The organism is Jiella marina (assembly GCF_024359545.1).
Taxonomy (GTDB): Bacteria; Pseudomonadota; Alphaproteobacteria; order Rhizobiales; family Rhizobiaceae; genus Jiella.
Window position 1 is genome coordinate 86,150 of the sequence record NZ_JAKQZG010000011.1, and the last position, 21,971, is coordinate 108,120.

At 64.9% G+C, this 21,971-nt stretch carries 18 protein-coding genes and 1 riboswitch; of the genes, 14 read left to right on the plus strand and 4 right to left on the minus strand.

The genetic code is table 11. From position 1 onward, the window contains the following. Window positions 1-9: 9 nt before the first annotated feature. From MF134_RS17725 to MF134_RS17735, 3 genes are all read right to left on the minus strand, one after another. Window positions 10-651: an MBL fold metallo-hydrolase gene (locus MF134_RS17725; RefSeq protein WP_255340815.1), complete on the minus strand. Its 642-nt coding sequence runs from the start codon at window positions 649-651 to the stop codon at window positions 10-12. Window positions 652-745: 94 nt separating this feature from the next. Continuing rightward, on the minus strand, window positions 746-1,426 hold the full coding sequence (locus tag MF134_RS17730; RefSeq protein ID WP_255340816.1) for a spermine/spermidine synthase domain-containing protein: 681 nt from the start codon (window positions 1,424-1,426) through the stop codon (window positions 746-748). An 88-nt stretch (window positions 1,427-1,514) separates the two neighbouring features. After that, window positions 1,515-2,405, minus strand: coding sequence for a branched-chain amino acid aminotransferase (locus MF134_RS17735; RefSeq protein ID WP_255340817.1), 891 nt, complete (start codon window positions 2,403-2,405; stop codon window positions 1,515-1,517). A gap of 199 nt (window positions 2,406-2,604) precedes the next feature. Between MF134_RS17735 and MF134_RS17740 the strand changes: the two genes are divergently transcribed. The 3 genes from MF134_RS17740 to MF134_RS17750 all read left to right on the plus strand — a co-directional run bounded on the left by MF134_RS17740 (window position 2,605) and on the right by MF134_RS17750 (window position 5,446). Further along, complete coding sequence (locus tag MF134_RS17740) at window positions 2,605-3,156, plus strand: MarR family winged helix-turn-helix transcriptional regulator (RefSeq protein WP_457590020.1); 552 nt, start codon at window positions 2,605-2,607, stop codon at window positions 3,154-3,156. Next, window positions 3,153-3,878, plus strand: a complete 726-nt coding sequence (locus MF134_RS17745) for a response regulator (protein WP_255340818.1) — start codon at window positions 3,153-3,155, stop codon at window positions 3,876-3,878. Before MF134_RS17740 ends, MF134_RS17745 begins: the two co-directional genes overlap by 4 nt. A gap of 272 nt (window positions 3,879-4,150) precedes the next feature. Further along, window positions 4,151-5,446 (plus strand): ATP-binding protein, encoded by a 1,296-nt coding sequence (locus MF134_RS17750; protein WP_255340913.1) that lies wholly within the window; start codon window positions 4,151-4,153, stop codon window positions 5,444-5,446. A 16-nt stretch (window positions 5,447-5,462) separates the two neighbouring features. On the opposite strand, the gene MF134_RS17755 is transcribed toward MF134_RS17750, so the two are convergent. Then, the gene (locus MF134_RS17755) at window positions 5,463-6,578 is read right to left on the minus strand and encodes an FAD-dependent oxidoreductase (RefSeq protein WP_255340819.1); all 1,116 of its coding nucleotides are present in this window, start codon (window positions 6,576-6,578) and stop codon (window positions 5,463-5,465) included. A 242-nt stretch (window positions 6,579-6,820) separates the two neighbouring features. Here MF134_RS17755 and metH point away from each other — a divergent pair, with 242 nt between their 5' ends. From metH to cobN, 11 genes are all read left to right on the plus strand, one after another. Further along, on the plus strand, window positions 6,821-10,618 hold the full coding sequence (gene metH, locus MF134_RS17760; RefSeq protein ID WP_255340820.1) for a methionine synthase: 3,798 nt from the start codon (window positions 6,821-6,823) through the stop codon (window positions 10,616-10,618). Window positions 10,619-10,872: 254 nt separating this feature from the next. After that, window positions 10,873-11,688 (plus strand): ferredoxin--NADP reductase, encoded by an 816-nt coding sequence (locus MF134_RS17765; RefSeq protein ID WP_255340821.1) that lies wholly within the window; start codon window positions 10,873-10,875, stop codon window positions 11,686-11,688. Window positions 11,689-12,386: 698 nt separating this feature from the next. Beyond that, on the plus strand, window positions 12,387-13,151 hold the full coding sequence (gene minC, locus MF134_RS17770; protein ID WP_255340822.1) for a septum site-determining protein MinC: 765 nt from the start codon (window positions 12,387-12,389) through the stop codon (window positions 13,149-13,151). A 34-nt stretch (window positions 13,152-13,185) separates the two neighbouring features. Further along, a complete protein-coding gene (gene minD, locus MF134_RS17775; protein ID WP_255340823.1) occupies window positions 13,186-14,001 on the plus strand; it encodes a septum site-determining protein MinD in 816 nt (271 codons plus the stop codon). Continuing rightward, entirely contained in the window at window positions 13,998-14,261 is a 264-nt protein-coding gene (minE, locus tag MF134_RS17780; protein WP_255340824.1) for a cell division topological specificity factor MinE, read from the plus strand. The genes minD and minE overlap by 4 nt, the downstream gene beginning before the upstream one ends. A gap of 72 nt (window positions 14,262-14,333) precedes the next feature. Further along, window positions 14,334-14,483, plus strand: a complete 150-nt coding sequence (locus MF134_RS17785; RefSeq protein ID WP_255340825.1) for a hypothetical protein — start codon at window positions 14,334-14,336, stop codon at window positions 14,481-14,483. A gap of 250 nt (window positions 14,484-14,733) precedes the next feature. After that, a riboswitch (cobalamin riboswitch) is annotated at window positions 14,734-14,991 on the plus strand. 30 nt (window positions 14,992-15,021) lie between these two features. Further along, the gene (locus MF134_RS17790) at window positions 15,022-15,198 is read left to right on the plus strand and encodes a CbtB domain-containing protein (protein ID WP_255340826.1); all 177 of its coding nucleotides are present in this window, start codon (window positions 15,022-15,024) and stop codon (window positions 15,196-15,198) included. Between the two features lie 77 nt (window positions 15,199-15,275). Further along, window positions 15,276-16,022 carry a CbtA family protein gene (locus MF134_RS17795; protein WP_255340827.1) on the plus strand — a complete coding sequence of 249 codons (747 nt, stop codon included), beginning with the start codon at window positions 15,276-15,278 and terminating at the stop codon, window positions 16,020-16,022. Beyond that, complete coding sequence (gene cobU, locus MF134_RS17800; RefSeq protein ID WP_255340828.1) at window positions 16,019-16,549, plus strand: bifunctional adenosylcobinamide kinase/adenosylcobinamide-phosphate guanylyltransferase; 531 nt, start codon at window positions 16,019-16,021, stop codon at window positions 16,547-16,549. Before MF134_RS17795 ends, cobU begins: the two co-directional genes overlap by 4 nt. A 35-nt stretch (window positions 16,550-16,584) precedes the next feature. Then, complete coding sequence (gene cobW / locus MF134_RS17805) at window positions 16,585-17,679, plus strand: cobalamin biosynthesis protein CobW (RefSeq protein ID WP_255340829.1); 1,095 nt, start codon at window positions 16,585-16,587, stop codon at window positions 17,677-17,679. Between the two features lie 7 nt (window positions 17,680-17,686). Further along, window positions 17,687-21,940 carry a cobaltochelatase subunit CobN gene (gene cobN, locus MF134_RS17810; RefSeq protein WP_255340830.1) on the plus strand — a complete coding sequence of 1,418 codons (4,254 nt, stop codon included), beginning with the start codon at window positions 17,687-17,689 and terminating at the stop codon, window positions 21,938-21,940. The last annotated feature ends 31 nt before the right edge of the window (window positions 21,941-21,971 follow it).

A 21,971-nucleotide genomic window follows, 5' to 3' on the forward strand; every position in this document is an offset into this window, starting at 1 on the left:
CGCGCCGGGTCAGCGAATGAACGGATTGGTGCGGCGCTCGTCGCCGATCCGGCTGCCCGGGCCGTGGCCGGAGAGAAAGCCGACATCGTCGCCGAGCGGCAGGACTTTCTCGTGGATCGAGCGGATCAGCGTGTCGTGGTCGCCGCCGGGCAGATCCGTGCGGCCGATCGAGCCTGAGAACAACACGTCGCCCAGATGGGCGAAGCGCAGTTCGCGATTGAAGAAGATCACATGGCCCGGCGCATGGCCCGGCGTGTGATAGACTTCGAACTTGTGCTCGCCGAAGCCGACCGTCTCGCCCTCTTCCAGCCAGCGGTCCGGCGTGCAGTTCTTCATGCCGGAACCGACGCCGAACATCCGGCATTGCTCCTCGATCGAGTTCAGAAGCAATTCGTCGTCGCGATGGGGTCCGACGATCTCCGCTCCCGTGAGAGCTTTCAGATCCATCGCCCCGCCGGCATGGTCGAGATGGCCATGCGTGAGCCAGATCGCTTCGAGCGAAATACCCAGTTCCTTCACGGCGGCCGCGATCTGATCGGCATCGCCGCCCGGATCGACGACGACGCCGACCTTGTCGTCGGCATCGAACAGGATGCAGCAATTCTGCTGGAACACGGTGACGGGAACGATCTGAGCGTTGAGTCGGGTCAATCAGGCCTCCGGGCGGATGATCAGGCTGGATGGGCCTCCAGCATAGGACAGGTGGCGCCGCCTGCCACCGCCCGCAACCGAGACGCGGCCGGAATCAGCGTTCCGCCTTCTTCGCCGTCCAGATCACGTGCTTGGCCCCGCGTCCCTTACGACTCGCGCGAACCTTGTGCTCCTCGACGGCGAAACCGGCCTGTGCGAGCCGCGCCGTGAAGCCGCGATCGGGATGGGCCGACCAGATGGCTAGCACGCCGCCGTCCTTCAGGGCCTGCCGCGCCTGACCTAGTCCCGGGACGTCGTAGAGCCGGTCATTGGCCTCGGTGGTGAGCCCCTCCGGACCGTTGTCGACGTCGAGGAGGATTGCGTCGAATTCCCTGTCAGCCGCCGCAATGATGTCCGCGATGTCGGCGTTTCGGATGTAGACGCGGGGATCGTCGAGCCCGCCCGCAAAGATCGCGGCCATCTCGCCGCGCGCCCAGTCGATCACCTCGGGCACCAGTTCGGCCACCACGATGCGCGCCTTCGCAGAAGCCTGCTCGACCAAGGCGCGGAGCGTGAACCCCATGCCGAGCCCGCCGATCAGGATGCCGGGCCGGTCACGATCCGGGATCAGCTCGAGCGCCAGGCGCGCCAGTGCCTCTTCCGAGCCGCTGAGCCGAGAGTTCATCAGCTCGTTGGCGCCGAGCATGATGGAGAACTCCGAGCCTCGGCGCATAAGCCGAAGTTCGCCTTCTTCGCCAGGAATCCGTGCCGTGCCGAGATGCTCCCAAGGGATCATGGATCAGCCGCTCGATCGTCTTGTTGGAAAGCAAAGGCGGGCGCCCGGAAAGGACCTTCTCGGGCGCAGCCGCGTGACAGACCCGGCCCTACTCGGCCGCGGCACGCTTCGGCGTCACCTCGGCCACGTAATCCTCGACGAGGCACTTGGAGATCTCGCCCGGCGTGAAGCGCCAGTCGGCAATCTCCGATACCGGCGTCACTTCGGCCGCCGTACCGGTCAGGAAGCACTCGGAAAAGCCGGAGAGTTCGTCCGGCATGATCGCCCGCTCCACGACTTCGATGCCGCGGCGCTTCGCCAGATCGATCACCGTGCGGCGGGTGATGCCGTCGAGGAAACAGTCGGGCTTCGGCGTGTGGATGACCCCGTCCTGGATGAAGAAGACGTTGGCGCCCGTCGCCTCGGCGACCTGGCCGCGCCAGTCGAGCATGAGGGCGTCGGCGTAACCCTTCGCCTCGGCCGCGTGCTTCGAGATCGTGCAGATCATGTAGAGCCCGGCGGCCTTCGACTTCGACGGCGCGGTCCGCGGATCGGGACGCCGGTACTCGGCGAGGTCGAGGCGGATGCCCTTCATCTTCTGCTCGGGATCGAAATAGCTCGGCCACTGCCAGATGGCGATCGCTACGTTGATGCGGTTCTGCTGGGCCGAAACGCCCATCATCTCCGAACCGCGCCATGCGATCGGGCGGACATAGGCGTCCGCGAAGCCTTGGCGGCGCAGGAGTTCCTCCGTCGCCGCGTCGATCTCGTCGGCGGAATAGGGAACCTTGAAACCGAGGATGCGGCCGGACTCGATCAGCCGGTCGGTGTGCTCGCGCAGCTTGAACACCGCGCCGCCGTAGGCGCGCTCGCCTTCGAAGACGGCGCTCGCATAATGCAAGCCATGGGTCAGCACATGGATCTTGGCGTCCGCCCAGGCGACAAACTCGCCATTGAACCAGATTTCGCCGTCTCGCTGATCGAAAGGAACCGCGCTCATCGTCTCACTCGCGCCACTTGCCGGGCGCTCTCCCTAGATTTGGTCCTGGATGCTGCACCACACTTAACGCAAAACAGCCACGAATCGCGTGGTCGGACGAGGGAAACTTATTGCCAGCGCTCGGCGAGCGCCTGTTTCCACTTCCTGAAAGCCTGTGTAACAATAAACGCAAATTACGTCAATGGTGCTGACCTATCTCATGGATACCACCGCCGTCCGAGCCGAGTCGACCAAGGAGGAGACGGACGTCGCAGTCGTTCGCGATCCGCTTCCAACGCTCGGCGCGCTCGACTTCCGCATGATCGAATTGTTGTTCTTCGCCTATCGCGAATTCACGGCGGACGCCGATTCCATCCTGGTGCGCTACGGCTTCGGACGCGCCCATCACCGCGTCTTGCATTTCGTCAATCGCGAGCCGGGCCTGACGATCGCAGAGCTCCTGGAAATCCTCCAGATCACCAAGCAGTCGCTGTCGCGCGTGCTGCGACAGTTGATCGACGAGGATTTCATTCGCCAGATCCCCGGCGACGAGGATCGGCGGCAGCGGCGTCTCTACCCCACCATGAAGGGCCGAGAACTCGCCGTCGAGCTCTCCTGCGCCCAGGTTCGGCGGATCGACCAGGCGCTGGCGGAAACCGGCGCCGAGGATCTCGGACCGATCGCGACCTTTCTGGCCTCGATGGCCAATGATCGCGAGTCCGCGCGCGAATGGTTCCTTCGCAAGGACATCAGCTGGAAAGACCCTGCATGAGCGAAACCGCGACCGATCTCGAGAACGTTCCCGTCGCGCTGGGGGATGACGCGCCCCACATTCTCGTCGTCGACGACGATCGACGCATCCGCTCACTCCTGTCGCGTTTTCTTGCCGAGAAGCACTTCCGCGTCTCCATGGCGGCCGACGCGGCCGAGGCCCGGCGCATCCTGGGCGGCCTCGACTTCGACCTCATCATCGTCGACGTCATGATGCCGGGCGAGAACGGCGTCGAGCTCGTCCGCGCCATCCGCAAGACCCGCGAGGCGCCGATCCTCATGCTCACCGCGCGCTCCGAAACCGAGCACCGGATCGAAGGGCTGGAGGCCGGCGCCGACGACTATCTGCCCAAGCCGTTCGACCCGCGGGAACTCCTCCTCCGCGTCAACAACATCCTGAAGCGCGGCACTTCGCAGCCGGTCGCCAAGCTGGAGCATGTGCGTTTCGGGCCCTTCACCTTCTTCCTGTCGCGGCGCGAGTTGAAGCGGGGGTCCGAAGTGATCCGGCTGACCGAACGCGAACAGGAGATCATGAGCCAGTTCGCCGCCAAGGCCGGCGAGACGATCCCCCGGCTCGAGCTTCTGGGCGACGAAAGCGAAGTGGGCGAGCGCACCGTCGACGTCCAGATCAACCGGCTGCGACGCAAGATCGAATCCGACCCGACCAATCCGCTCTGGCTTCAGACGGTGCGCGGCATCGGCTACCGGCTGAACATCGACTGAGGATCGGTAACGTCTCCTTCCCGGATTTAAACGGGAGAGGCGGACGACGGGGTGCGGATCGTGCTAAGCGTCGAGCCATGTCCCTGATCGAGCGAATATTCAGCCCGAAGAGTTGGCCAGAGCCGCCGGCGCGCCTGAAGGCGCTGACGGATCGGCTCCAGGGGACGCGATTCCAGAAATTCTCGAGAAAGCTGCGCGGCACAAGATGGCCGAGCCGGCTCGACATCTGGCGCGGACCCTTGCGCCCGGTCCCGCGCATCGTCCAGCGGGTGATGCCGAAGGGGCTCTACGCCCGCTCGCTGATCATCATCATTGCCCCCGTCGTGCTTCTGCAGTGCGTGGTGACCGTCGTATTCATGGAACGCCACTGGCAGCTCGTGACCCAGAGGCTGTCGGAAGCGGTGGTCCAGGACATCGCGGCCGTCGTCGATCTCGTCAATCTCCACGCAGGAGAGGACGACCTCGACGATGTTCTGCGGATCGCCCAGCGACGACTCGACCTCAATGTCGCGCTTCTGCCCGCCGAGCCCCTGCCGGCGCCCGCCCCGAAGCCATTCTTCAACATCCTCGACGGCATCCTGTCGCGCGAGATCACCGACAAGATCGGCCGTCCCTTCTGGATCGACACGGTCGGCAACTCCAAGATCGTCGAGATCCGCATCCTTCTCGACCAGGGGGTGCTGCGCGTCTTCGCGCCACGCAATTCCGCCTACGCCTCGAATACCCATATTTTCCTGGTCTGGATGGTCGGCACGTCGCTTGTCCTTCTGGTGATCGCGATTCTGTTTCTGCGCAATCAGATCCGCCCGATCCAGGCGCTTGCCGCCGCCGCCGAAGGGTTCGGGCGCGGCAAGCCGATGCCGCCCGACTTCCGTCCCCGCGGGGCTTCGGAGGTTCGCCGAGCCTCCCTCGCCTTCATCCAGATGCGCGACCGCATCGAGCGTCAGATGGAGCAGCGTACGCAGATGCTGAACGGCGTCAGCCACGATCTGCGCACGGTGCTCACCCGGTTCCGGCTCCAGCTCGCCCTTCTCGGCGAGGGGGAGGACCAGGACGAACTCAACTCCGATATCGACGAGATGCAGCGGATGCTCGAAGGCTATCTCGCCTTCGCCAAGGGCGAGGTCGGGGAGGATGTGAGCGAAATCGATCTGGAGGTCCTGTTCCAGAGATTTCGCAGCGAAGCCAGACTGAAAGGCAAGTCGCTCGACTACGAGCTGAGCGGCGATCCGCGGGTCACGGTACGCCCCGACGCCTTCACGCGCATGGTCACCAACCTCGTCGCCAATGCGCTGCGCCACGGCGATACGGTGCGGATCACCGCCAATCATGACTCGCGATGGCTGAGCATCGCCATCGAAGACGACGGGCCCGGCGTTGCACCGGACAAGCGCGAGGAGGTGTTCAAGCCCTTCGTGCGGCTCGACGTCGCCCGCAACATCGATGTCGGCGGTACCGGTCTCGGTCTTGCCATCGCCCGCGATACGGCCCGCGCCCATGGCGGCGACATCCTCTTGTCGGAAAGCCGGCTGGGCGGCTTGCGGGCCCTGATCCGACTGCCGGCCTAGACGAAGTGCTGGGCCCTCACCCGATCGCGGCAAAGCGGTCGACGAAGCGCCGGTCGATGCGGTCCTTGAGACGGAAGGCATAGGAGGACCGCACCGCCAGACCGTTTCGCGCTCCGATCGCCTCTCCGTTCCACAGCGCGAGCAGCATCAGATATTCGCGCTGGGCGTCGTAGCGCCGAAGCACCCCTCCCAATGCGGCAAGGCGAAGGTTATCGGCCAGCACCGGACCTTCGCGCACGGCGAAGACACCCGCCTTCGGTCGCTCCTGACCGATCAACGCAACACAGTCGCCCCCGCCGAAGATCCGGTCGTCGTTTTCCGCCTGCAGCGTGGGATGAACCCGCATGAAGCCGCGCTCGTCGACCGAGAGACCCGAGGCGCCGAGAAACTGCGGCGCCTTGGCGCCTGTCGTCACCAGCACAGCGTCCGCCGGGATGGCTTGACGACCCTCCAGGATCACCTCGTCCGGTTCGATGCGCGTGGCTCGGAGTTTGTCGTAAAGCGTGATGTCGGCTTCGGCGAGAGAGCGGCGGGCGAGTTTGCGGCCGTGTTCCGGCAATCCGGCCAGGAACCTCCGACCGGCGACGAGCGCAATCGCGATGTCCCCGATAGCACCACATTCACGAAAGCGGCGACGCAGGGCGTGGGCAAGCTCGAAACCGGCCGGTCCCCCGCCGACCACGACGAGATGGCGCAATTTTCCCTCCCGCGCACCATCGAGAAGCGCCTCCCACTTCGACCGGAAGACCGAAATCGGCTTGACGATCAACCCATGGTCCTCGGCACCAGGGATGTTCGACACATCCGGGACGATGCCGACATCGAGCGAAAGCAGCGAATAGCCGATGGGGTCATGGCCGGCCAGTTGGATTGTCCGGTTCGCACGGTCGATTCCGGTGGCGGGCGCGTGGATGAAACGTGCGCCCGCTCCCTTGGCGAGGCGCGCCAGGTCGATCTCGCCGGAATCGATCGGATACTGCCCCGATACCCGCCCGGGCAGCATGCCGGAATAGGGCGCCATAGCTTCCTTCGCGACGAGCGTGAGGTGCACGTCGGCAAGCGGCCGGCGCGCAAAGGCCTCGAGCACGAAGAGGTGGGCGTGGCCGCCGCCGATCAGCACGATGTCCTTCATCGTATTGATCCTATGAGCAATTGTTTCGATTGATACAAGCAGGGGTTATTCCCTGTTTTGCGTCCTGAGTGCGCTCTCCCGAAGCCACCGCAGGGAACGAATACCCGGATCTCGAGAGCTGCCGCATCGCTCGACAGCCCTCTAAATCGGGCCCGCCGCGACGCCACAAGACCAGCCGATTTGTTGACATAAGCATATCTTTATGTGATTGAGGCCGGCAGCCAGAAGGATATGCGATCAACATGACCTCTTCGACCGACCAGCTTTTCGGACCGATTACCGATGGACGTCATCCGGCCGAAGCAGCCGAAGCGCTGAAGAAGGCCGCGTCCGAGCGGATCCTGGTGCTCGACGGCGCGATGGGCACGGAAATCCAGCTCCTCGGCCTCAGCGAGGACGATTTTCGCGGCCACCGTTTCGGCGCCTGCGAGTGCCATCTCCAGGGCAATAACGATCTCCTCAATCTGACCCAGCCCAAGGCGATCGAGGACATCCACTACGCCTATGCGATGGCCGGCGCGGATATCCTCGAAACCAACACCTTCTCCTCCACGACGATCGCGCAGGCCGATTACCAGATGGAGGATCAGGTCTATGAATTGAACCGCGACGGGGCCCGTTTGGCTCGTCGTGCGGCAATTCGCGCCGAACAGACCGACGGCCGCCGCCGCTTTGTCGCGGGCGCTCTCGGCCCGACGAACCGCACCGCCTCGATCTCGCCGGACGTCAACAATCCCGGCTTTCGCGCCGTCACCTTCGATGATCTGCGCGAGGCCTATGGCGGCCAGCTGCGCGGTCTGATCGACGGCGGCGCCGATATCATCCTGATCGAGACGATCTTCGACACGCTGAACGCCAAGGCGGCGATCTTCGCATGTGAGGAGATCTTCGCCGAAAAGGGCGTGCGCCTGCCGATCATGATCTCGGGCACGATCACCGATCTTTCCGGCCGCACCCTGTCCGGCCAGACGCCGACCGGCTTCTGGCATTCGGTGCGCCACGCCAAGCCTTTCACCATCGGCCTCAACTGCGCGCTCGGCGCGGCCGCGATGCGCGATCACCTGGCCGAGATTTCCGGCGTCGCCGACACCTTCGTCTGCGCCTATCCGAATGCCGGCCTGCCGAACGAATTCGGCGAATATGACCAGAGCCCCGAGGCGATGGCCAAGGAGGTCGAGATCTTCGCCAAGGAAGGCCTCGTCAACGTCATCGGCGGCTGCTGCGGCTCGACGCCCGACCACATCCAGGCGCTTGCCAGGATGCTCGAGGGCTACAAGCCGCGCCAGATCCCCAAGATCGAACCCAAAATGCGGCTTTCGGGCCTCGAGCCCTTCACGCTGACCAAGGACATTCCCTTCGTCAATGTGGGCGAGCGTACCAACGTCACCGGGTCGGCGCGCTTCCGCAAGCTGATCAAGGAGAACGACTACCCGACCGCGCTCGAGGTCGCGCGGCAGCAGGTGGAAAACGGCGCCCAGGTCATCGACGTCAACATGGACGAGGGCCTGATCGACTCCAAGCAGGCGATGGTCGACTACCTCAACCTCGTCGCCGCCGAGCCGGACATCGCCAAGGTGCCGATCATGATCGACTCCTCCAAATGGGAGGTGATCGAGGCCGGCCTGAAATGCGTCCAGGGCAAGGCGATCGTCAATTCGATCTCCATGAAGGAGGGCGAGGAAGCCTTCCTCGAACAGGCGCGTCTGGTGAAGAACTACGGCGCGGCGGTGGTTGTCATGGCCTTCGACGAAAAGGGCCAGGCGGACAGCTACGAGCGCAAGGTGGAGATCTGCACCCGCGCCTACAAACTTCTGACCGAGAAAGCGGGAGTGGCGCCCGAGGATATCATCTTCGACCCCAACATCTTCGCCGTCGCGACCGGCATCGAAGAGCACAACCCCTACGGCGTCGCCTTCATCGAAGCGACCCGGACGATCCGTGAGACCCTGCCCCACTGCCACATCTCGGGCGGCGTCTCGAACCTGTCCTTCTCGTTCCGCGGCAACGAGGCCGTGCGTGAGGCGATGCACGCCGTGTTCCTCTACCACGCCATCCAGGCGGGCATGGACATGGGCATCGTCAATGCCGGCCAGCTCGCGGTCTACGATACGATCGATCCGGAACTCCGGGAAGCCTGCGAGGACGTGGTCCTGAACCGCACCCGCGAAGACGGCATCGACCCGACCGAGCGGCTTCTGGATCTGGCCGAACGCTACAAGGGCCAGGGCGGCGGCAAGGCCAAGGAAAAGGACCTCTCCTGGCGCGAGAAGCCGGTGAACGAGCGCCTCGCCCATGCCCTCGTCAACGGTATCACCGACTATATCGAAGACGACACCGAGGAAGCCCGCGCCGCTGCCGAGCGCCCGCTCCACGTCATCGAAGGGCCGCTGATGGACGGCATGAACATCGTCGGCGACCTGTTCGGGTCCGGCAAGATGTTCCTGCCGCAGGTGGTGAAGTCCGCCCGCGTGATGAAACAGGCGGTCGCCTATCTGATGCCGTATATGGAGGAGGAGAAGCGGCTTGCCGGCGGCGAGGCCCGCAAGAACGCCGGCAAGGTGCTGATGGCGACCGTGAAGGGCGATGTCCACGACATCGGCAAGAACATCGTCGGTGTCGTGCTGGCCTGCAACAATTACGAGGTCGTCGATCTCGGCGTCATGGTGCCCGCGGCCAAGATCCTCGAAACGGCGAAGAAGGAAGAGGTCGACATCATCGGCCTCTCCGGCCTGATCACGCCGTCGCTGGACGAGATGGTCCATGTGGCGTCGGAACTCGAGCGCGAGGGCTTCGACATCCCACTCCTGATCGGCGGCGCGACGACGAGCCGCGTCCACACGGCGGTGAAGATCCATCCGCAATATCAGAAGGGCCAGTCGGTCTATGTGACCGACGCATCGCGCGCTGTTGGCGTCGTCTCGCATCTCCTGTCGGAGGAAACCCGCGACAAGACGATCGAGGGCATCCGCGAGGAGTACAAGAAGGTCGCAGAGGCCCATGAGAAGTCCGAGCGCGACAAGAAGCGCCTGACGCTGGCGGCCGCGCGCGCCAACGCCTTCAAGACGGACTGGTCGGCTTTCGAGGCCAAGGCGCCATCCTTCTTCGGTACCCGCGTGTTCAAGGATTTCGACCTCGCCGATCTCGCCAGCCACATCGACTGGACGCCCTTCTTCCAGACCTGGGAGATGAAAGGGCGTTATCCGGCGATCCTCGAGGACGAGCGTCAGGGCGAAGCTGCGCGCGCGCTGTTCAACGACGCCCAGGCAATGCTGAAGCAGATCGTCGAGGAAAAGTGGTTCAAGCCGCAGGCGGTCGTCGGCTTCTGGCCGGCCAACGCGGTTGGCGACGACATCCGTCTCTTCACCGACGAGAGCCGCAAGGACGAACTCGCCACCTTCTTCACGCTGCGCCAGCAGCTGACCAAGCGCGGCGACCGGCCGAACCTCGCCATGTCCGACTTCGTCGCGCCCGAGGATTCCGGCAAGCCCGACTATGTCGGCGGCTTCTGCGTGACGGCCGGCATCGAGGAGGAGGCGATCGCCAACCGCTTCGCCAAGGCCAATGACGACTACGCCTCGATCATGGTCAAGGCGCTGGCCGACCGCTTCGCCGAGGCCTTTGCCGAGCGCATGCACGAGATCGTCCGCAAGGAGCTCTGGGGCTATGCGCCCGACGAGGACTATTCGCCGGAAGAGCTGATCACCGAGCCCTATCGCGGCATCCGCCCGGCCCCCGGCTATCCCGCTCAGCCCGACCACACCGAGAAGCTCACCCTGTTCGAACTTCTCGATGCGGAAAAGGAGATCGGCGTGAAGCTGACCGAAAGCCTCGCCATGTGGCCTGGCTCGTCGGTCTCGGGGCTCTATATCGGCCATCCGGATGCGCACTATTTCGGCGTCGCCAAGGTGGAGCGCGATCAGGTCGAGGACTACGCCACGCGCAAATCCATGTCGGTGGAAGAGGTCGAGCGCTGGCTCGCTCCGGTCCTGAACTACATTCCGAAGCCGAAGGACGAAGCCCGGATCGACGCCGCGGCCTGACAGCAATCATTGCCGCCATGCCGGATTTCTCTGGCATGGCGGCGCTTTTCGACAAGAATTATCCCGCAAGCCCCATTTTTTGGAACATCGAATGCTGCGATCCCGCATTGCAGCAACTATGTTTCTCTTAAACGCGAAGCCGTCGTCTGCCGCGTGCAGCCCTCGGCATGTGCGCCCCGCCAGTGTCGCGGGGCTTTTCATGGGAGCGGCCCGTTTCCGCCGGCCGCAACTGCAGGCATGGGAAAGGAAGTTCGATGAGTTCTGTCGCCGAAGCAAAGCCGGAGACCGCGTTTCCGATCCCGGCCGGCGTCTTCGCCGAGACGGTCACCTCGGTCACGCATTACACCGACCGGCTCTTCGCCTTTCGAATGACCCGGCCCCAGAGCTTCCGCTTCCGCTCCGGCGAGTTCGTCATGATCGGCCTGCCCAATGCCGAAAAGCCGGTCTACCGCGCCTATTCGATTGCCAGCCCCTCCTGGGACGAGGAACTCGAATTCTTCTCGATCAAGGTGCCGGGCGGCCCGCTGACCGAGCATCTCCAGAAGATCCAGCCGGGCGACACCGTGCTCATGCGCAAGAAGCCGACGGGCACGCTCGTGCTCGACGCGCTGAAGCCCGGCAAGCGGCTGTTCCTGTTCTCCACCGGCACCGGCATCGCGCCCTTCGCCTCGGTGATCCGCGATCCCGAGACCTACGAGAAGTTCGATCAGGTCATCCTCACCCAGACCTGCCGGCTCGACGCGGAGCTGAAATACGGCCGCGAACTCGTCGAAAACACGAAGACCGACGAGTTGATGAGCGAATTCGTCGGCGACAAGCTGCTCTTCCATGCCAGCGCGACCCGCGAGGGCGAGCCCAAGGGCGAACGCGTCACCAAGCTGATCGAAAGCGGCAAGCTCTGTTCCGATCTCGGCATCGAGGCGCTGAACCCGGAAACCGACCGCGCGATGATCTGCGGGTCGATGGCCATGTTGCGTGAGATCGAGGGCCTGTTGCAGGATCGCGGCTTCGAGGAAGGGGCGAACAACAAGCCCGGCACTTACGTGGTGGAACGCGCTTTCGTGGATTGATGCGGGGGCGCCCAGGACAATTGGTGCGCTCTGGAGCCCTCGTGGTTCGACAGGCTCACCATGAGGGTGTTGGGGATGGGACGATATTGACGGCCGCCCCCATTCAGCCGCGCGGCGATCTGAACCGACCTAGCTGTAGCCCTCACCCTGAGCCTGTCGAAGGGCGAGGGCGCTCCGGCGCGGGCAACAAGAGCAAAGACAGTTCCGTTCGCTCCCCTTGCGAAGCGAAGTGATCGCTTGGGGCCATAGCCCCATCTCACAATATTGCTCCTGGAAATCTCTTCAGCTCACAAATCAACAACTTGTACCGGTCGCCTATCGCGCTCGATGCCCATCCCCCGGGAATGTTCTCAAACAGTCGACGAGATCTCCTGATCTGACCGGATAGAGCCGTCTGGCGTCTTCGACGGAAACCGGACGGCGGCCGACTTTCGATCCTGAATGATAATCCACGGCTCGCCGTTTGCTGCGGCCTCGATCAACGCCGACAATTCGGATTTCGCCCGATCACATCTATCGTCCTGATCATCGGCACCGTCCTTCGCCCCCACGCGCCCCACAGCGACGCGTATATCCGTTGACTGGCAACGGCTTCCCGCCCACCGGAGAGCCCTCTCCAGTCAGCCCGGCGCAGGCTCCAGCCGTTAACCATTGTTAACCGGCTGATCAGAGCCCCTCGAACACCAATTCGCTGGACGATGACGAAGACCCTAACAGACACCCGCCCCATCCGCCTGAAAGGACGATCCTTCCTTGCGATCGTGCTGTCGCCGGAACTGCCTTTCAACAACTGGCTCGAACGCCTCGACGATCTCGCCGCGCGTTCGACCGGCTTCTTTCTCGGCCGGCCGATCGTGCTCGACGTCGACGGGCTCGACCTCACCCAGGACGATCTGAAGGATCTGCTCGGCGAACTCGGCGAGCGCGGCGTTCGTGTCATGGGCATCGAGGGCGCACGTCCCTCGATCCTCGGCACCAACATGCCGCCGGCGATGAAGGGCGGCCGCCCGGCCGGCGACATCGAGCCCGAAGCGGCCGCACCGGCTGAGCAGAAGGCCGCGCCGTCGGAAGCGTCGGATGAGCCCAAGGCAGCGCCGAAAGCAGCCGAGCGCACCGAGGTGACGAACCGTGTCGTTTCCTCGATCGTCATCGAAGAACCGGTTCGCTCCGGCCAGTCGATCATCTTCCCGGAAGGCGACGTAACCATCCTCGGCTCCGTCGCTTCGGGGGCCGAGATCGTGGCGGGCGGCTCGATCCACGTCTACGGCACGCTGCGCGGCCGGGCGATGGCGGGCTCGGTCGGCAATGCGTCGGCCCGGATCTTCTGCCGCAAGCTCGAGGCCGAGCTTCTGGCGATCGACGGGCTCTACAAGATGCCCGACGACATGGACCCCAAATATCGCGGTCAGGCCGTCACGGTCTGGCTCGAAGGCGACACCATCAAAGCGGAGAAACTGGCCTGAGGCCGCTTGGCCGGCCAGCAGGCAGGAGACGAAAATGGCGAAAGTAATCGTTGTGACCTCCGGCAAGGGAGGCGTCGGCAAGACCACTTCCACGGCCGCGCTCGGCGCAGCGCTCGCCCAGCGGGGCGAAAAGACGGTGGTCGTCGATTTCGACGTCGGCCTGCGGAATCTCGACCTCGTCATGGGCGCCGAACGCCGCGTGGTCTATGACCTGATCAATGTCGTCCAGGGCGACGCCAAGCTCTCCCAGGCGCTGATCCGCGACAAGCGTCTGGAGACGCTGCATCTCCTGCCCGCCTCGCAGACCCGCGACAAGGACAATCTGACGGCCGAGGGCGTCGAGAAGGTCATCGACGAGCTGCGCAAGAGCTTCGACTGGATCATCTGCGACTCGCCGGCCGGCATCGAGCGCGGCGCCACGCTCGCCATGCGCCATGCCGACATCGCCGTCGTCGTCACCAACCCGGAAGTCTCCTCGGTGCGCGATTCCGACCGCATCATCGGCCTGCTCGACGCCAAGACCAAGAAGGCCGAGGACGGCGAGCGGATCGAGAAGCACCTGCTGCTGACCCGCTACGACCCCAACCGGGCCGAGCGCGGCGATATGCTGAAGGTCGACGATGTTCTCGAAATCCTGTCGATCCCGCTTCTCGGCATCATCCCCGAATCGATGGACGTGCTGCGCGCCTCGAACCTCGGTGCGCCGGTGACGCTGAACGACACCAATTGTGCTCCCGCACTTGCCTATCGCGATGCGGCCCGCCGGCTCGCCGGCGAGCAGGTGGCGATGACCATTCCGGGCGAACGCCGCGGTTTCATCAACAAGCTTTTCGGTCGGAGGGCCGCATGAGCCTATTCAGCTTCCTGAACAGGCGAAACACGGCACCGATGGCGCGCGAGCGTCTGCAGGTGCTGCTCGCCCACGAACGCGCGACGGTGGGTCATTCCGATCTCGTCGGCCTGCTTCGCGAAGAGATCCTCGCTGTCATTGCCAAGCATGTGCAGATCGATGGCGAGAAGGTCAACGTCACGATGGAACGGGGCGAGAACGTCTCGACCCTCGAGGTCGATATCGAGATTCCCGTGACCGCAAGCGTCCGCGCGGCCTGACCCAAGGCCCACGGTAATGGCCGCCTGCGGACGCCACGGCGTCCGGGCGGTATCCTTCAAAAGGAGATGATGATGAGCCGAGCCCAATTGATCTCCCGGCTTCAGGAACTGCAGAAGATGCCGAAATTCCAGAAGCGCGACATCCGCTCCATCGCCGGCTTCCTGCCGACCGATGCACTCGCCAAGCATGTCGAGGCCTGCGAAGAGGCCGCCGCGCGTTAAGCCGGAATGAAACGAGGAGCCCCGGCAGCGGACCGTGCGGCGGCAGCGCGGCCGGGACTTCAGACAAGGGCGTTCACCGTGGATCCGGTGGGCGCCCTTTCCTTTTGCGTTGAAAAGTTCGAACGGGGCGAGCGATCGCCGAAGCAGCCGCCGCCACCTTATCCCGCACGATTGCCCTGAGCGCGCCCCGAAACCGCTTGCACTCCGGGCATCACCTGCTAGTTTCGCCGCCAACCGGAGCGATGGAATGTCGCACCGGCCGAAGGACGGTTCCCGAGCTGCGAAGCGGCGAGGGCGAAGAGGGAATGCGAAGGGCCGACCCAAGCCGGGGACCTTTATCGCAGCCGACCCCGCGACTGTAGAGCGGCGAGGTCTTGCCACCGAATTCGAACCCACGGCCAGCTGGCCGAGGCTCGAGACGGAAAGCCACTGGAGCATCGCTTCGGGAAGGCGAGGCAAGGACCGACGACCCGCGAGCCAGGAGACCTGCCGACCTTCTGATCAAACCAGCCGTAAGGCTGTCGTCACGGAGGTTGATATGACGACTGAAACCCGTTCCATTGCCGGTCTTCATTCCGGCACGCGCCTTGCCACCGGCGTGTTCGCTCTCGTTCTCGGCGCCTTCTTCGTCTGGGGTGCGGGCTTTGCCCACTCCGACGCCCTGCATGCCACGACCCACGACGTGCGCCATGCCAACGGTTTTCCCTGCCACTGAGATCGGCACGGCCGCATCAGCGGCCTTCGTTCGATTCGAAACGGCCGGCTGCCGACAGCCGGGCAAGGGGGTAAACCATGCTCGTTCGTTTTCTGCTCGCCACGCTTGTGGCCGGGCTCTTCGTCGGCGTCGTCATGACGCCCATCCAGTATATGCGGGTCGTGCCACTGATCCTGCACGCCGAAGCCTATGAGAATGGCGGACCCGGCATCGAGCCGGCGCATCATCATGACGCGGGGCTCGTCTCCTCGGCCTCGGCGCATGGGGTCGACGGAAAGGTGATCCTGGCCCACGTGCCGGCCGGCGGAGCAGAAGCCAACCCTGCCCTCTTCGAGAGCCGCCTTCTCGGCACGCTGGCCGCCAACATCGTCACCGGCGCGGGCTTTGCGCTGATGCTGGCAGCGGTCGCGATGCTGACCGGGCGGCGGATCACGGCTCAAAACGGAGCGCTCTGGGGCCTTGCCGGCTTTGGCGCGGTGGCGCTTGCGCCGGCCCTCGGCCTGCCGCCGGAACTGCCGGCCATGCCGGCTGCCGATCTCACGCTGCGCCAGACCTGGTGGATCATGACCGTCGGACTGACGGCGATCGGGCTCTATTGCCTGATCCTCCGGCGCGAAACGGCGCTGCGGGTTGCGGGTGTTGCGCTCCTCGTTGTCCCGCATCTCTTCGCCGCGCCCCATCCGGCCGACCTGTCCAGTCCGATTCCGCCGACGCTCGCGGCCGAATTCGCCGTGGCCTCGCTTGCCACGGGCGCATTGTTCTGGGTTCTGATCGGGCTTTCCGTCGGTTTCGCCCAGGACCGGATGTTGCGGGCAGAGGGATGAGCACGGGCGCGCCGACGGACGTCACCCTGATCCTGGGCGGCGCCCGCTCGGGCAAGAGCGCGTTCGCCGAACGGCTCGTCGAAGACAGCGGCTTGTCGCCGGTCTACCTCGCGACCGGCCGCGCCTACGACGCGGAAATGGAAGCGCGGATCACGGATCACCGCGGCCGGCGCGGAGACGCCTGGTGGACGGTGGAAGAACCGCTGGCCCTCCCCGAAGCGCTTGGGCGAGAGGCGCGAGCGGACCGGATTATCCTCGTCGATTGTCTCACCCTCTGGGTGACCAATCTGATGCTTGAGGATCGCGACATCGCGGTCGAATCCGCTCGGCTTGCCGAAACGCTGGATGGTGATCTAGCCGGGCCGGTCGTGCTGGTCTCGAATGAAGTCGGCCTCGGCATCGTGCCGGACAACCGAATGGCCCGCGAGTTTCGCGATCACGCCGGTCGACTGCACCAGACGATCGCGGCACTGGCCTCGACCGTGTGGTTCGTCGCCGCCGGCCTGCCCCTCAAGATGAAAGGCTGAGCCTCGCCGCTCGCCAACCACAAACGGAGGCATTCATGCCCAACCAGAAAATCCCCGCCACCGTCATCACCGGCTTTCTCGGTGCCGGCAAGACGACCCTGATCCGCAATCTCCTTGAAAATGCGGGCGGGCGGAAGATCGCGCTGATCATCAACGAATTTGGCGATCTCGGCGTCGACGGCGACATTCTGAAAGGCTGCGGAATCGAGACCTGCAGCGAGGACGACGTGGTCGAACTGACCAATGGCTGCATCTGCTGTACCGTCGCCGACGATTTCATCCCGACCATGACCAAGCTCCTGGAACGCGATGCGCTGCCGGACCACATCGTCATCGAAACCTCGGGTCTTGCCCTGCCCCAGCCTCTGGTCGCCGCCTTCAACTGGCCGGAGGTGAAGACCCGGATGACCGTCGACGGCGTCGTGACGGTGATCGATGCAGCGGCCGTTGCCGCCGGCCGCTTCGCCGACGACGAGGAAAAGGTCGCCGCCCAGCGCCTTGCCGACGAAAGCCTTGATCACGAGAACCCGCTGGAAGAACTCTTCGAGGACCAGATCCGCGCCGCCGATCTCATCGTCCTCAACAAGGCCGATCTGATCGATCGCGACACGCTGGAGAGGGTGCGCCAGGAAACGAGCAAGGCGAGCGCCCGCCCGGTGAAGACCATCGCCGCCGAGAACGGCAAGCTCCCGGCAGACGTGCTTCTCGGGATTGCCGCCGGCACGGAAGACCTGATCGCGTCACGAAAGTCGCATCACGAGATGGAGCACGAGGACGGCGACCACGACCATGATCACGACGAGTTCGAAAGCTTCGTCGCGACGGCCGGCCCTGTCCAGCAAACCGAGAGCTTCCTGGCCGGCCTGCGCGAGTTGATCGCCAGCCACGACGTCCTTCGCCTCAAGGGCTTTGCCGCCGTTCCCGGCAAGCCGATGCGCCTCGTTGTCCAGGCCGTCGGCCAGCGGATCGAGACCTATTACGACCGCCCCTGGCGCCCTGAGGAGACCAGGGAGACGCGGCTGGTGGTGATCGGCCTTCATGACGGGCTCGACGCTGAGACGCGGGATGCGATCGCAGATCAGATCGCGGCCCTGGCATCCGGCGAGGCGGCAGCGACGGCGGCCGAATAGGCCCCCCATGCATCTCCTGCTTGCCCAGAAAGGCACGATCGACGACGGCGGCGAGGCGGTCGATCTCGGCCAGTCGCCTGGCGAGATCGTCTTTCTCTCCGCCGCCGATACGGAGATCGCGAGCCTTTCGGCCGCCGCGCACCGGCTCGGTTTCGGGCCGGGTGAGTTGCGGCTCGCCAATCTCCTGCGGCTGAAGCACCCGATGTCGGTCGACGCCTATGTCGGCTGCACCTTGCGGCATGCAAAGCTCGTCGTCGTCCGGCTCCTCGGCGGCGCGGCGTACTGGCCCTATGGTCTCGACGCCCTGCTCGCCAATGCGCAGGCCTCCGGCGGCCGGCTTGCGGTCATTCCGGGCGACGACAAGCCCGATCCCGGCCTCGACGCCTATACGACGATCCCGCTCGAACAACGCGACCGGCTCTGGCGGATGCTGATCGAGGGTGGCCCGGCGAATGCGGAAGCGTTTCTGGCAGGCTGCCGAGCCGTCTTGGGCGTCGGTAGTTGGCCGGGCGAAGCACAGCCGCTGCTGAAGGCTGGGGTGCTGGAGCGGGACAAGGCTGCGGCCGCACGCCCCCCTCTTTCCTGCCGGACATCTCCCCTGCAAGGGGGGAGATCGGATGAGACGAGCGACGGCAGCAAATCTCAAGAGCATTGGGCCGCCGCGGAAGTCGCAGACAAGAGCACTGCAGCCGGACAAGGTCCTTTCTCCCCCCTTGCAGGGGAGATGCCCGGCAGGGCAGAGGGGGGTGAGCAGCCGCAGCATCTCCGTCATCCCGGCCTTGAGCCGGGATCCACGCCAAGCCAGACAGACCCTCGCGACGTTTCGGGCAAACCACCGACTGTCCCGGACCGCAGCAAAGGGCGAGATGCCGAGGCATGGATCCCGGCTCAAGGCCGGGATGACGCAAAGGGTGAGAGGCCGCTCGTCGCCATCGTTTTCTATCGTGCCCTCGTCCAGAGCGGACAGACCGAGCCCGTGGAAGCGCTCGCCAGCGCCCTCCGCAACCAAGGCCTGGACGCCCTCCCCGTCTACATCTCCAGTCTCAAGGACCCCGTCTCGGTCGAAACGCTCCGCGCGCTCTTCGGCAAGCGCCAGCCCGATGTGGTGATCAATCTCACCGGATTCGCGGTCTCCTCGCCCGGCGGCGAACGCCAGCCGACGGTGCTGGAAGAAAATGGCGCGGTCGTCATCCAGGCGGTGCTTGCCAGCGGCTCGGAAGAGGCGTGGCATGAGTCGAGCCAGGGCCTGACCGCCCGCGATCTGGCCATGAGTGTCGCCCTGCCGGAGATCGACGGTCGTCTGCTGTCCCGCGCCATCGCGTTCAAGTCGGCAGGCGAATGGGACGACCTGACCCAGACCGACATCGTCGCTCACCGCAGCGTTGCCGATCGCGTGGCGTTCGTCGCCGAACTCGCCGCCAGATGGGCACGACTGCGGAGAAAACCGAACGGCCACAAGCGGGTTGCGGTCATGCTCGCCAACTATCCGAACCGGGACGGACGACTGGGGAACGGCGTCGGCCTCGACACCCCGGCCGGCACGATCGAAGTGCTGACGGCGATGCACGCGGCGGGCTATCCGATCGCGAACATTCCCGCCGACGGCAACGCCCTGATCGACCATCTGATGGCCGGCCCGACGAATGCCGGCACGAAAGCCCGTGAAATCCGGGAGGTGATGCCGCTTGCCGCCTATCGTCGGTTCTTCGAGCGCCTGCCGGAGCCGGTGCGCGCGGCGGTGACGGAGCGCTGGGGCGAGCCCGAGCGCGACCCCTTCTGTCTCGCCGATGAGGGCGGCTTCGCCCTGCCGCTCGCCCATTTCGGCGAGACCCTGGTCGGCATCCAGCCGGCCCGCGGCTACAATATCGATCCGAAGGAAACCTACCACTCGCCGGACCTCGTGCCGCCGCACAATTATCTGGCGCTCTACGCCTATCTCCGCGACGTCTACGGGGCCGACGCGGTGATCCACATGGGCAAGCACGGCAATCTGGAATGGCTGCCCGGCAAGGCACTGGCCCTCTCCGAGACCTGTTTTCCTGAAACGGTCTTCGGCCCGCTGCCGCATCTCTATCCGTTCATCGTCAATGATCCCGGCGAAGGCACGCAGGCCAAACGCCGCAATTCGGCAGTGATCATCGATCATCTGACGCCGCCCCTGACCCGCGCCGAAAGCTACGGGCCGCTGAAGGATCTCGAAGGCCTCGTCGACGAATATTACGAAGCGGCGGGGGCGGACCAGCGCCGGCTGACGCTGCTCAAGACGCAGATCCTCGATCTCGTGCGCGACATCGGCCTCGATCAGGATGCCGGGATCGGCGATGGCGACGCCGAAGACAGCGCGCTCGAAAAGCTCGACGCCTATCTCTGCGATCTGAAGGAGATGCAGATCCGCGACGGACTGCACATTTTCGGCGTCGCACCGGAAGGCCGGCTGCTCACCGACCTCGTCGTGGCGCTGGCACGCCTACCGCGCGGGAGCGAGCCGGGCGAGGCCTCACTACATCGGGCGCTGGCGGATGATCTGGGTCTTGCCTTGAATCACCCCACGCTCAACTCTCGGCGTCATCCCGGCCTTGAGCCGGGATCCATGCCAAACCTTTTGAGCCGCGACGACCATCCGGGGAAATCGCCCCCTGTTCTGGACCGTAGCGGAAGTGGCGACGCGGAGGCATGGATCCCGGCTCAAGGCCGGGATGACGCCGACGGCGCGGCTGTCGACGCCACCGTTCGCGAGTTCGACGAAGCGCCTCCCTTCGACCCGCTCGACTGCGACATGGCCGCCCCCTGGAACGGTCCATTCCCGGATCTTCTCCACAACCTCTCCACAGAGCCGTGGCGCACGGTGGGCGACACCGTGGAGCGGCTCGAACTCCTCGCGGCGCAGCTTGTCTCAGGCGAAATTGCCCTCCCTGCCGACATGCCGCAGACCACCGCTATCCTCGATCATATCCACGCGCGCCTTAAACCCTCTGTGGAATCCTGTGGAAACGCCGAGATCGCGGGGCTCCTGTCTGGCCTCGCCGGCCGCTTCGTGCCCCCCGGTCCGTCCGGCGCGCCGACGCGGGGGCGACCGGACGTCCTGCCGACGGGGCGGAACTTCTTCTCCGTCGATACGCGCGCCGTGCCCACCGAAACGGCCTACACGCTCGGCAAGAAATCCGCCGAGCTTCTCGTCACCCGCCATCTGCAGGACCAGGGCGAATGGCCGACATCCTTCGGCCTCACCGCCTGGGGCACGTCCAACATGCGCACGGGCGGCGACGATATTGCCCAAGCGCTGGCCCTGATCGGGGCGAAACCGATCTGGGATCGCGCCTCGCGTCGGGTGACCGGCTATGAGATCGTCACGCTTGCCGAGCTCGGCCGCCCGCGTGTCGACGTGACCTTGCGCATTTCCGGCTTCTTCCGCGATGCCTTTCCCGATCAGATCGCGCTGTTCGACAAGGCAATCCGGGCCGTCGGCGCGCTCGACGAGGACGAGGCGGACAACCCCATCGCCGCGCGCATGGCGCAGGAGCGGAAAGCGCTCGTCGAACAGGGCCACACGGATGAGGAAGCGCAGAAGCGCAGCGGTTTCCGCGTCTTCGGTTCCAAACCCGGTGCGTACGGCGCGGGGCTTCAGGCGCTGATCGACGAGAAGGGCTGGGACGACACCGCCGATCTCGCCGAAAGCTACCTCGTCTGGGGCTCCTATGCCTATGGCGCGGACGTCGAAGGCGAGGCCGAGCGCGAGAGCTTCGAGACGCGGCTTTCCGGCATCGAGGCGGTGGTTCAGAACCAGGACAATCGCGAGCACGATCTCCTCGATTCCGACGACTACTACCAGTTCGAAGGCGGCATGACGGCTGCGGCCCAGCATGTCTCGGGTGCGCGGCCGGTGATCTATCACAACGACCATTCGCGGCCTGAGCGGCCGGTGATCCGGACGCTGGAGGAGGAAATCGGCCGGGTCATACGCGCCCGTGTGGTCAATCCGAAATGGATCGCCGGCGTCATGCGCCATGGCTACAAGGGCGCCTTCGAGATCGCCGCGACCATCGACTACATGTTCGCCTTTGCCGCGACGACGGGCGCCGTGCGCGACCATCATTTCGAGGCCGCCTACAACGCCTTTCTGATGGACGAGTCCGTGCGGGAGTTCATGAACGAAAACAATCCGGCTGCGCTCGCGGAAATCCGCGATCGGTTTGCAGAGGCAATCGATCGCGGTTTGTGGACGCCGCGATCGAATTCCGCCATGGCCGAACTTCGGTCTTGAACCGGAGCCGGCTTCGGATCATGACAGCTCC

Coding starts and splice junctions, on each gene's coding strand:
- MF134_RS17730 (WP_255340816.1), bottom strand. CDS start 1,426: ATGATCCCTTGGGAGCATCTCGGCACGGCACGGATTCCTGGCGAAGAA.
- MF134_RS17735 (WP_255340817.1), bottom strand. CDS start 2,405: ATGAGCGCGGTTCCTTTCGATCAGCGAGACGGCGAAATCTGGTTCAAT.
- MF134_RS17740 (WP_457590020.1), top strand. CDS start 2,605: ATGGATACCACCGCCGTCCGAGCCGAGTCGACCAAGGAGGAGACGGAC.
- MF134_RS17745 (WP_255340818.1), top strand. CDS start 3,153: ATGAGCGAAACCGCGACCGATCTCGAGAACGTTCCCGTCGCGCTGGGG.
- MF134_RS17750 (WP_255340913.1), top strand. CDS start 4,151: ATGCCGAAGGGGCTCTACGCCCGCTCGCTGATCATCATCATTGCCCCC.
- MF134_RS17755 (WP_255340819.1), bottom strand. CDS start 6,578: ATGAAGGACATCGTGCTGATCGGCGGCGGCCACGCCCACCTCTTCGTG.
- metH (WP_255340820.1), top strand. CDS start 6,821: ATGACCTCTTCGACCGACCAGCTTTTCGGACCGATTACCGATGGACGT.
- MF134_RS17765 (WP_255340821.1), top strand. CDS start 10,873: ATGAGTTCTGTCGCCGAAGCAAAGCCGGAGACCGCGTTTCCGATCCCG.
- minC (WP_255340822.1), top strand. CDS start 12,387: ATGACGAAGACCCTAACAGACACCCGCCCCATCCGCCTGAAAGGACGA.
- minD (WP_255340823.1), top strand. CDS start 13,186: ATGGCGAAAGTAATCGTTGTGACCTCCGGCAAGGGAGGCGTCGGCAAG.
- minE (WP_255340824.1), top strand. CDS start 13,998: ATGAGCCTATTCAGCTTCCTGAACAGGCGAAACACGGCACCGATGGCG.
- MF134_RS17785 (WP_255340825.1), top strand. CDS start 14,334: ATGAGCCGAGCCCAATTGATCTCCCGGCTTCAGGAACTGCAGAAGATG.
- MF134_RS17790 (WP_255340826.1), top strand. CDS start 15,022: ATGACGACTGAAACCCGTTCCATTGCCGGTCTTCATTCCGGCACGCGC.
- MF134_RS17795 (WP_255340827.1), top strand. CDS start 15,276: ATGCTCGTTCGTTTTCTGCTCGCCACGCTTGTGGCCGGGCTCTTCGTC.
- cobU (WP_255340828.1), top strand. CDS start 16,019: ATGAGCACGGGCGCGCCGACGGACGTCACCCTGATCCTGGGCGGCGCC.
- cobW (WP_255340829.1), top strand. CDS start 16,585: ATGCCCAACCAGAAAATCCCCGCCACCGTCATCACCGGCTTTCTCGGT.
- cobN (WP_255340830.1), top strand. CDS start 17,687: ATGCATCTCCTGCTTGCCCAGAAAGGCACGATCGACGACGGCGGCGAG.